We start from the raw sequence: 10,583 nt of genomic DNA, 5'->3' as shown, positions 1-10,583 counted from the left end.
CTAGTTGTATAGTATATGATATACGGGAGCTTTTTTTTGAGGTAATTTGTGAAGATTTTCACAAGGATAAAGCGGACCTAAATAATCTTAAATCGCAGAGGTCTTTATGATAGATACCAAAGAAAAACTTAACCAGACCTTCTTGGAGGACATCTATTCTATTCCTGATGGCGAAAAGCTGAAGGCCTGTATTCAGTGCGGAACCTGCTCTGCATCCTGCCCCACCAGTTATTCGATGGATTATACTCCGCGTCAGATAATCTCAGCTTTTCGTGCCGGAATGCTAGATCAGGTATTAAGGTCCAACACTATCTGGATGTGCGCCTCCTGTTATTATTGCACTGTAAGATGCCCCTCTGGAATAAAGCTTACCGACATAATGTATGAGTTGAAAAGATTAGGGATAAAATATAAGATATATCCTCCCAAAAATCCTTCCCCGGTGATGGCTAAGATATTTGTGGATACCATTAACCAATTCGGGAGAAGCGCAGAGACAGTTCTTTTGACCCTTTTCTTTCTGAAGACCAAACCATTTAAAATCTTAGATTTCGTTCCTTTAGGATGGAAGCTTTTCACAAAAGGGAGAATCGCCACTTCTAACAAAAGTATCAAAGGAAAAAATGACTTGGTCAAGATAATTGAGTATATCGAGAAAAAGGGGGTGGCTTGATGAGATACTCTTATTATCCCGGCTGTTCTTTAGAGGTGACAGCGAAGCCCTATGATGCCTCGGCTCGAGCTGTTTGCCAAGCTTTAGACATAGAATTGGAGGAGGTGGATGATTGGAACTGTTGCGGAGCCACTTCCTATATTTCAATAAGGGAATTAATCTCCTTTGCCATCTCCGCTCGAAACTTAGCCCTTGCCGAGAAAAAGAAGAACGATTTAGTAACCGTTTGTCCTGCCTGCTACACGGTTTTGAACAAAGCCAATATCTACATTAATGAAAAAGAGGATATTAAGAAAACTGTGGATGAGGCTTTGGCGGTGGCGAATTTAAAATATGATGGGACTATTAAGGTAAGGCACCTTCTGGATGTGATAGTTAATGATGTGGGGCTTCAGAAGATCCAACCAAAGATTAAGAAGAGATTGGAGGGACTTAAAATAGCTCCCTATTATGGCTGTCAAATCTCTCGCCCTCATGGAACTTTCGATGATCCGGAGTTTCCTATGACTATGGATAATCTATTTTCCTCTCTGGGCGCGGAAGTGGTAAATTTCCCTTTGAAAGCCAAATGCTGTGGAGGAATCTTGATAACCACCGAGCTTGAGGAGAGCTTAAAATTGATAAAGGATTTGCTCTCTTGTGCGCAGGATAATAAGGCGGAATTGATTGTCACCGCTTGCCCTTTATGCGAGATCAACCTCGAAGGTTATCAGAAGAAGGTGAATAAGAAATTTAAGACCGTTTTTTCTATCCCAGCGATCTATTTCACCCAGCTTTTAGGGGTGGCTTTAGGACTGTCCAAGGAAAAGCTTTTGATTGGAAAGGAATTGGTTTCAGCGGAGAAGGTTTTGGATAGATTTTATGGAGGTAAAAGATGAGCGATCGTCAAAATAGTCCTCAAAAGATTGGAGTGTATGTCTGTCACTGCGGTTCCAACATCGCCGGAATAGTTGATGTTCCTGAGGTAGTGAAATTCGCCTCTACCTTGCCCAATGTGACTATTGCCCGGGAACACAAATATATGTGTTCTGATCCGGGCCAGGATATGATAAAAAAGGACATCCAGGAGTTAGGTTTGACCCGGGTGGTGGTCTCCTCCTGCTCCCCTTTAATGCATGAGCCCACCTTTCGGCACGTGGTTGAGGATGCGGGATTAAATCAATACCTCTTCCAAATGGCAAATATCCGGGAACAATGCTCCTGGGTGACAGAGGACCGAAAAAAAGCTACGGAGAAGGCAAAGAAGTTAGTTGCGGCTGCAGTCAAGAGGGTAGCTTTGCATGACCCTTTGCAGCTTAAGGAGGTGCCGGTTAATCCCCAGGTCTTGGTGGTCGGAGGTGGAATTGCCGGGATAGAAGCTGCTTTACAGATTGCCAACTCTGGGAAGAAAGTCTATCTGGTGGAAAGGGAGCCCTCTATTGGTGGCTATATGGCAGAATTTGATAAGACTTTTCCTACCTTGGATTGTGCGGCTTGTATTTTAACTCCCAAAATGGTGCAGGTGAGCAAACACCCTAATGTAGAGCTTTTGTCCTACAGCGAGGTGACCGATGTCTCCGGCTTTGTTGGTAATTTTAAAGTGAAGGTCAAGAGAAAAGCTCGTTTTGTGGATGAATCGAAATGCACCAGTTGTGGAATCTGCTGGAATATCTGTTTTGGCAAAAGAATTCCCGCAAAGAGAGTTATAATGAAAGGGAAAAAAGTAATCGGCAGTAATGTCTCCTTAAAGGAAGGAGGAGATAAAAAATGGAATGGGTGAAAGCGAAGGAAATAATCAGCCAATCTAAAGAAAGGCGGGAGTCATTAATTGAAGTATTGCAGGATATTCAAGCAGAATATAACTATTTGCCCAGAGAGGTATTGAACCAGATAAGCCAAGAATTACAAATGCCCTTAAGCCAAGTATTGAGAGTAGCAACTTTTTATGCAGCTTTCAGCTTAAAACCCAGAGGGCGCCATTTAATAAATGTATGCTTAGGAACCGCCTGCCATGTGCGTGGAGGGGGAAGAATCTTAGAGAAATTGGAGAGGGAATTAGGAATAAAGTCCGGTGAAGCCTCTTCTGATCTTAAATTTTCGCTCGAAACTGTTCGCTGTATTGGTTGCTGTAGTTTAGCTCCGGTTATAAGAATTGACGAAGACACCCACGGACGTCTAAGACAGGATAAGATCCCTAGGATATTGAAGAAGTATACTTGAGGAGAAAAAGTATGGGAATGAAAATAAAGACGAAGGATGACCTAAAAAAGATAAAGGAAAAGGGGCTGAAATCCATTTACCCTGATAAAATCAAAATTATTGTGGGAATGGCTACCTGCGGATTAGCCACAGGAGCTGGAGAGGTATTCCAGTCTCTTTCCCAAGAAGTAGAGAAACAAAAATTGGACTTCATTGTTTCTCAGACCGGCTGCTTAGGGTTTTGTCAAAGAGAGCCACTGGCGGAGGTTCGGATTCCGGGAAGACCAGCTATAATCTACCAGGAAATGACTGCCAAAAAGTCAAAGGAGCTATTAACTGCATTAACCCAAAAAGAGATTAAGAAAGAATGGGCTATGGCTCGTTCGGGAAATGGAGCTAGCTCAATAAAAGATTCAATTTCTGAAGGGTTGCAGGGAATTCCACTTTATGACCAAATTCCTTTCTTTAAAAAACAGCAAAAGATTGCCTTGAGAAATTGTGGTTTCATAGATCCTGATAATATTGAGGAATACATCGCCCAGGGGGGTTATTTCTCCCTGGAAAAAGCTCTTAGAACTCTAAATCCGGAAGAAATTATTAATGAGATAAAAGAATCTGGGCTAAGAGGTAGAGGAGGAGCTGGATTTCCCACTGGGTTAAAGTGGAGCTATTGTCGAAAAGCACCGGGTGAGATTAAGTATGTGATCTGCAACGGAGATGAAGGAGACCCCGGGGCTTACATGGATAGAAGTGTGTTGGAAGGGGACCCTCACAGCGTGCTTGAAGGTATGTTAATCGGTGGTTATGCTATAGGGGCAAAAGAGGGTTATATCTATGTGCGGGCAGAGTATCCTTTAGCTATAAAGAAACTGAAGAAAGCCATCCAACAGGCAAAAGAATATGGGCTTTTGGGTGAAAATATCTTGGGCACAGATTTCAGCTTTCCGATTAAACTAAACCGCGGTGGAGGAGCATTCGTTTGCGGCGAGGAGACCGCTTTGATGGCTTCCATTGAAGGTAGGGTGGGGGAGCCCAGATTAAGACCCCCTTATCCAGCAGAAAGAGGCCTGTGGGATAAACCTACAAATATTAATAATGTGGAGACTTGGGCAAATATCCCGGTCATAATTGAGCGAGGTTCCGATTGGTTTTCTCAAATTGGAACTGAGAAAAGTAAGGGAACAAAAGTCTTCTCCCTGGTGGGCAAAGTAAAAAATACCGGGTTATTAGAAGTCCCTATGGGAATAACTCTAAAGGAGATTATCTTCGATATTGGTGAAGGGATACTTAATAATAAAAAATTTAAAGCCGTGCAGACCGGCGGGCCATCCGGAGGTTGTATCCCGGCCGAATTAATTGACCTAAAGGTTGATTATGAGGAGCTAACTCAGGCTGGATCAATGATGGGCTCTGGTGGGATGATAGTTATGGATGAAAACACCTGTATGGTGGATGTGGCCCGATACTTTCTCAGCTTTCTCAAAGACGAATCTTGTGGTAAATGTACAAGCTGTCGAGAAGGGATAATAAGACTTTACCAAATCTTGACTGATATCTGCGAGGGAAAAGGAAAAGAGGGGGATATCGAATTATTGGAGGATTTATCTTCTGTGGTTCAATCTGTTTCCCTGTGCGGATTAGGAGGGACTGCACCCAATCCGGTTTTGTCCACTATCCGTTATTTCCGGGATGAATATCAGGCTCACATAAAGGACAAAAAGTGTCCGGCCGGGGTATGCAAGGAATTGATTCAATATTTCATATTGGCGGATAAATGCACTGGCTGCATCTTATGCGCCAAGGAATGCCCGGAAAAAGCAATATCCGGAGAAAGAAAAAAACCTCATCTCATAGAGCAAAAAAGATGCATCAAATGCGGAGTTTGCTTCGAAGTCTGTAACTACGATGCGGTGGTGATAAAATAAAATGGAGGAAACGATGGTTAATTTAATCATAGATGACCAAAAAATAGAAATCGAAGAAGGCAAAACTATTTTGGAGGCGGCGAAAAAATATAACATCGAGATACCTACCTTATGTTACCACCAAGCCCTTGCCCCTTATGGATCCTGTCAGCTCTGCTTGGTAGAGATAATTGATTCTGGAAAATCTACACTCCGCACTTCTTGTAATTATATAGTTCGAGAGGGACTTCAAATAAGAACTAACTCTCCTCAAGTGATAAAAGCCCGGAAGATGGTGATGGAACTTCTTTTAGCCCGATGTTCCAACGTGAAACAGATAAGAGAACTGGCTGAAAAGATGGAAGTAAGAGAACATAGATTTAAAATAGCAAAGGAGGATTGTATCCTTTGTGGTCTTTGTGTGCGAGCTTGCACTGAAGCTGTGGGGAAGAGTGTGATTAACTTTGTCAACCGGGGGGAAAAGAGGGAAGTGACTGTCCCCTTTGATGAGTCTTCTGAGGAATGTATTGGTTGTGCAGCCTGTGCCTTAATCTGTCCCACTGGTGCCATTACCATAGAGGGGGAAGAGAACATATTACATCATGAATTGACCCTAGGTCCTCCTAAGGCTATATATGTTCCTACCTTGCAGGCAGTGCCTAATAAGCCGGTGATAGACAAAGAGAGCTGTATCTATTTTAAGACGGAGCAGTGTAAAATCTGCGAAAAATTCTGCGAGCCTCAAGCCATAAATCATCAGATGGTGGATGAATATAGAGATATCGAGGTGGGAGCGATTATCTTAGCTACGGGATTTGATTCCTTTGATCCCCAGATAGATAAGCGTTATGGTTATAAGGTACTTGACAATGTCATCACCGGCCTGGAGTTCGAACACCTGTCCAATGCTGGTGGTCCCACTATGGGAAGGATCGTCTTGAAGGACGGGAGGAAGCCGGAGAGTGTGGCTATCCTGCATTGTATTGGCAGCCGAGATGAAAAATACCACCCCTATTGTTCCCGGGTCTGCTGTATGTACTCTTTGAAAATAGCCCATTTGGTCAGAGAGAAAACTGAAGCTAAAGTCTATGAGCTTTACATAGATTTAAGGTCCTTTGGCAAAGGATATGAGGAATTCTATAATCGGGTCATGAAAGAGGATGTGATCTTCGTCCGGGGTAAGGGGGCGGAGGTAACCGATGTGGCGGAGAAGCCAGAAGAAAAAGGTAAGTTAATAGTCAAATGTGAGGATACCCTTTTGGGTATGGTCAGGAGAATTCCAGTGGATATGGTCATCTTAGCCACTGCCTTAGAGCCAAAAAAGGATGCCCAAGAGGTGGCTCGGATCTTCTCCATTCAGAGAAGCAGAGACGGGTTCTTCTTGGAAAGACATCCGAAATTGGCTCCGGTAGCAACGGCTACCGACGGAGTTTTCCTGGCTGGTGCCTGCCAAGGCCCCAAGGACATACCAGATACCGTGGCTCAGGGTGCCGCGGCAGCAGCCAATGTCATCGCCATGATAGACAAAGGGGTGGTGTCTATTGAGCCGATAGTGTCCTATATAGATCCGGAAAAATGCGCTGGCTGCAAGCTTTGTTTAACTCTTTGCCCCTATAATGCGATTGAGTTCAATGATGAAAAGAAAGTTTCCCAGGTCCAGGAGGCTTTGTGCAAAGGTTGTGGAACCTGTGTGGCTTCCTGTCCCTCCGGCATCCCGATTCAATATGGATTTAAAGATGGCCAGATCTTTGCAGAGATCGAGGGGGTACTGGAAACTGAGAAAGTTGAGGTAAAAAAATAGAAAAGGAATTTTTATGATTCAAAAAGAGTTTGAGCCTAAAATCGTGGGTTTTTTGTGCACCTGGTGTAGCTACACAGGTGCAGATATGGCTGGAACCTCCAGGATGAAGTATCCTCCCAACATCTTGATTGTAAGGGTGATGTGTTCTGGCCGCGTCGATCCTACTTTTGTCTTAAAAGCGTTTCGGGAAGGAGCTGATGGAGTTCTAATTGCCGGCTGTCATCCTGGAGATTGCCATTATATCAATGGTAATATGAAAACCATGAGAAGATACCCTCTTTTGGTGAAGCTTTTAGAGAGTTTCGGTATTGAAAATAAAAGAATAAGATTGGAATGGGTTTCAGCCGCAGAGGGGGAAAAATTTTCCAATGTGGTCAAGGATTTCACTTCTGTAGTGAAAAAATTAGGACCCCTTAACTGGAAAGCAATAGAGAACCAGATTAAGCCGGCCGAGATAATGGTGGAAAAGGAGAAGCCATTTCCCGGAGTTGAGGAGGTAAGAATATGAGCAAACCTAAATTGGCTTTATATTGGGCGGCTTCTTGCGGCGGATGCGAGATAGCAGTTTTAGAGATAAAGGAGAAAATCTTAGATGTAGCCAATGTATTTGATATTGTCTTGTGGCCCTGCGTGATGGATTTCAAATATGAGGATTTGGAGAAGTTGGGGAACAAAGAGATAGATCTATGTCTTTTTAATGGTGCTATTCGGACCTCAGAGCATGAACATTTAGCAAAACTTCTAAGAGATAAATCAAAGGTTATGGTTGCGTATGGAACCTGCGCCTGCGAAGGTGGGATACCTGGATTGGCTAATGAATTTGACAAAGAGAGTATCTTTCAGAGGGTATATTTAGAGACCCCCTCAACGTATAACCCAGATAAAAAATTCCCTATTGAAAACTATGATATGCCCGAGGGAAAGATTCACCTTCCAGCTTTTTATGATACAGTAAGAAGTTTAAAACAAACCGTTCAAGTTGAATATTTCATTCCGGGATGTCCGCCATTAGAGAAGACCACCTGGAAAGCTTTAGAGGCGGTGATAAAAGGGGATTTGCCACCGGTCGGTTCATTTTTGGGTGCCGGTGATAAGACGGTATGTGAGGAGTGTCCCAGAAAAAAGGAAGAGAAAAAGATAAAAGGGTTTTATCGCTCTCATTTGAAGATACCTGAGCCAGAAAAATGTCTTTTAGAGCAGGGGATCATCTGCGCTGGACCGGCCACCCGTTCTGGCTGTGAAGCGGCTTGCATCAAAGCCAATCTCCCCTGCTGGGGATGTTATGGACCACCTCCAGGGGTCTCGGATGTCGGGGCAAAATTCATGTCCGCTTTAGCATCGGTAATAGATTCGGATGATGAGAAGGAGGTAAATAAAATCTTGGAGGGAATTGTGGACCCAATTGGAACATTTTATCGCTTCGGCTTAGCCAGCTCCATTTTAAGAAGAAAGAAGATAAGCCAGGAGAAGAAAGAATGAAAAAGATAAGTATCGATCCGATTACTCGTTTAGAGGGACACGGAAGAATAGATATATTTCTGAATGATAAAGGGGAGGTAGCTAATGCCTATTTCATAGTCCCGGAGCTGCGCGGCTTTGAAAAGTTCTGCGAGGGAAGACCCGTGGAGGAATTGATGGTTCTGACCCCTCGCATCTGCGGGGTCTGTCCCACCTCCCATCATCTGGCTTCAGCCAAAGCCGCGGATGCGGTTTATCATTGCGAGATACCATCCGTGGCCAAGAAGCTCCGGGAATTGATGAACTCGGCTTATTACGTAGCGGATCATACTACCCATTTCTATGCTTTAGGAGGTCCAGACTTCGTGGTTGGACCAGATGCCCCAAAAGCTGAAAGGAATATCTTAGGAGTTATAAAGAAAGTAGGTTTAGAGATTGGCGGAAAAGTGATCCGCCAGAGAGCTATCTGCCACGAGGTGGTCTCGATGTTAGGGGGAAAATATGTTCACCCCTCAGCCGCTACTGTGGGAGGTATGGGAAAGGGACTCTCTGAGGAGGAAAGAAAGAAATGCCAGGAGATTGCAGAGGAATCAGTTGAATTCGGTAAGTTTTCCCTGAAGGTTTTTGGCGATATCGTGCTTTCCAATAAAGCCTATGTAGACTTAATAACCTCGGATGCTTACACTCTCAAAACCTACTATATGGGACTGGTGGATGATAAAAACAAGGTCAACTTTTATGAGGGTAAAATACGGGTCGTGGATCCAGAGGGAAAGGAATTTTCCAAGTTCGAGGGGAAGGATTACTTAAATCATATCGTCGAAGGGGTGGAACCCTGGACTTATCTTAAATTCCCCTATCTGAAAAGCGTCGGCTGGAAAGGGCTGGTGGATGGAAAAGACAGCGGCGTCTATCGGGTAGCACCTCTGGCAAGGCTGAATGCCTCAGATGGCATGGCTACGCCCCTGGCTCAGGAGGAGTACCAGAGGATGTACGAAACCTTGGGAGGAAAGCCGGTTCATTTTACCCTGGCTAACCACTGGGCGAGGTTGGTGGAATTATTATATGCGGCGGAGAGATTTTTGGAGCTGTCCAAAGACCCGGAGATCACTGATCCCAATACCAGGGTAATACCGACTGCCAAGCCGGACGAAGGGATCGGTGTAGTGGAAGCACCGCGCGGGACCCTGATTCATCACTATCAAACTGACGAAAGAGGAGTCACCAGGAAGGTCAATCTGATTGTGGCTACTATAAACAATCATGCCGCAATCTCCTTATCCATCAAGAAAGCAGCCTTCGGGCTGATAAAGTCTGGAAAGGAAGTGTCAGACGGTATTCTGAATATGATCGAGATGGCATTCCGGGCTTATGATCCCTGTTTTGGCTGCGCTACTCACTTTCTACCCGGGGAGATGCCTATGGAAATAAAAATTTACGACCATAACAGAAAACTGGTAAATGTGATAAGACAAGATTAGGTCAAAGAAAGAAGGGGGGCAGCAGTCCAATTCTTTTCATACGGGCCGGGAAAATAAAAAACCTTTAAGTTGATTCTCACCAGGTGCTTTAGAGCTTATATAAAAATATGACTGGCCTGGCAACGTACAGGAGCTTAAAAATGCCATCGAAAGGGCGGTAGTGATTAGTAAAGGTCCGCTTATCAACGCTTTAGAGCTGTCTCTCCCGATTGTGCCGGAGATTCCTCCGGACGAGTTCAGCCTGGAAGCTACAGAGAAAGCTCATATCCTGCGAGTGCTTGAGTGGATGAGATGGGATAAGGAAAAAACTGCCCGGGCTTTAAAAATAGATGAAGATACTCTCCAGAGTAAAATCGAAGAATATGGATTATTGAAATAAAAGTGCGCCTATATATATTGCCTCTGAGATTTTCAGATAAAAACCTGCTGAATAGCCTCTCGTTTGCTCTGGAGAATAGTTTCAAAATCCCGGTCGTGATATCTTCCAGTTCCTTTTCCCTGGATGGGGGGATGGATCCACTTAGAGACCAGTTCAACTCCACCTGGATATTATCACAGTTATTGAAATCAGAGGCTGAAGAATCGTGCAAGATTTTAGGCGTAACTTCAGTCGATCTTTTTGTCCCGGTTTTAACTTACGTTTTCGGTGAAGCCCAGTTAGATGGACGAGCGGCAGTAGTTTCCATTTACCGGCTCAGAGATGAATTGTACGGCTTGCCAAAGAATCCAGAAAAACTAAAAGCTCGTCTGGAAAAAGAAGCAGTTCACGAATTAGGACATACCTTCGGGCTAATACACTGTCAGGACCCCAGGTGTGTGATGTATACTTCCACCTATGCGGAAGAGATAGATTTCAAATCCAGGGAATTCTGCAGTAACTGCTCTTCCCTTCTGGAGAAGAAAAAGGACGACCTGTTAAAAAAAGAGAACACAGCTCAAGAGAGTTAGCTTGACTGGATCCTTTTGAATAAGACGCAAGGTAAAACAATCTGACGCAGATTTCAGTAATAGTCAATTTTCTTTTAACTGATTTATTTAAAAAGAGTTAATTTGCTCCTCCTTTTTAAAAATCGCAAAATTTGCGGTTT

The 10,583-nt window shown here is 43.9% G+C and carries 10 protein-coding genes and 1 pseudogene; all 11 read left to right on the top strand.

Annotated elements, in window-relative coordinates:
* Positions 1-106: 106 nt before the first annotated feature.
* The 11 genes and pseudogenes from MUP17_08340 to MUP17_08290 all read left to right on the top strand — a co-directional run bounded on the left by MUP17_08340 (position 107) and on the right by MUP17_08290 (position 10,443).
* On the top strand, positions 107-673 hold the full coding sequence (locus MUP17_08340) for a 4Fe-4S dicluster domain-containing protein (GenBank protein ID MCJ7458985.1): 567 nt from the start codon (positions 107-109) through the stop codon (positions 671-673).
* Positions 673-1,551 carry a CoB--CoM heterodisulfide reductase iron-sulfur subunit B family protein gene (locus MUP17_08335; protein ID MCJ7458984.1) on the top strand — a complete coding sequence of 293 codons (879 nt, stop codon included), beginning with the start codon at positions 673-675 and terminating at the stop codon, positions 1,549-1,551. The genes MUP17_08340 and MUP17_08335 overlap by 1 nt, the downstream gene beginning before the upstream one ends.
* A pseudogene (locus tag MUP17_08330) lies at positions 1,548-2,327 on the top strand (FAD-dependent oxidoreductase). The gene MUP17_08335 and the pseudogene MUP17_08330 overlap by 4 nt, the downstream one beginning before the upstream one ends.
* A gap of 92 nt (positions 2,328-2,419) precedes the next feature.
* Positions 2,420-2,872, top strand: coding sequence for an NADH-quinone oxidoreductase subunit NuoE (nuoE, locus tag MUP17_08325; GenBank protein MCJ7458983.1), 453 nt, complete (start codon positions 2,420-2,422; stop codon positions 2,870-2,872).
* A gap of 17 nt (positions 2,873-2,889) precedes the next feature.
* Positions 2,890-4,776: an NADH-quinone oxidoreductase subunit NuoF gene (gene nuoF, locus MUP17_08320; GenBank protein MCJ7458982.1), complete on the top strand. Its 1,887-nt coding sequence runs from the start codon at positions 2,890-2,892 to the stop codon at positions 4,774-4,776.
* Positions 4,777-4,789: 13 nt separating this feature from the next.
* Positions 4,790-6,556 (top strand): 4Fe-4S binding protein, encoded by a 1,767-nt coding sequence (locus tag MUP17_08315; GenBank protein MCJ7458981.1) that lies wholly within the window; start codon positions 4,790-4,792, stop codon positions 6,554-6,556.
* A 16-nt stretch (positions 6,557-6,572) separates the two neighbouring features.
* Positions 6,573-7,064 (top strand): hydrogenase iron-sulfur subunit, encoded by a 492-nt coding sequence (locus tag MUP17_08310; protein MCJ7458980.1) that lies wholly within the window; start codon positions 6,573-6,575, stop codon positions 7,062-7,064.
* Complete coding sequence (locus tag MUP17_08305; GenBank protein MCJ7458979.1) at positions 7,061-8,035, top strand: oxidoreductase; 975 nt, start codon at positions 7,061-7,063, stop codon at positions 8,033-8,035. The genes MUP17_08310 and MUP17_08305 overlap by 4 nt, the downstream gene beginning before the upstream one ends.
* On the top strand, positions 8,032-9,495 hold the full coding sequence (locus MUP17_08300; protein MCJ7458978.1) for a Ni/Fe hydrogenase subunit alpha: 1,464 nt from the start codon (positions 8,032-8,034) through the stop codon (positions 9,493-9,495). The genes MUP17_08305 and MUP17_08300 overlap by 4 nt, the downstream gene beginning before the upstream one ends.
* Positions 9,496-9,655: 160 nt before the next feature.
* Positions 9,656-9,874 carry a hypothetical protein gene (locus MUP17_08295; GenBank protein ID MCJ7458977.1) on the top strand — a complete coding sequence of 73 codons (219 nt, stop codon included), beginning with the start codon at positions 9,656-9,658 and terminating at the stop codon, positions 9,872-9,874.
* 2 nt (positions 9,875-9,876) lie between these two features.
* On the top strand, positions 9,877-10,443 hold the full coding sequence (locus MUP17_08290; GenBank protein ID MCJ7458976.1) for an archaemetzincin family Zn-dependent metalloprotease: 567 nt from the start codon (positions 9,877-9,879) through the stop codon (positions 10,441-10,443).
* Positions 10,444-10,583: the final 140 nt, after the last annotated feature.

The sequence above is a fragment of the Candidatus Zixiibacteriota bacterium genome (assembly GCA_022865345.1).
GTDB lineage: Bacteria > Zixibacteria > MSB-5A5 > MSB-5A5 > RBG-16-43-9 > RBG-16-43-9.
Note: the sequence above shows the minus strand (reverse complement) of the source record. Positions and strands in the feature narration are given on the sequence as shown.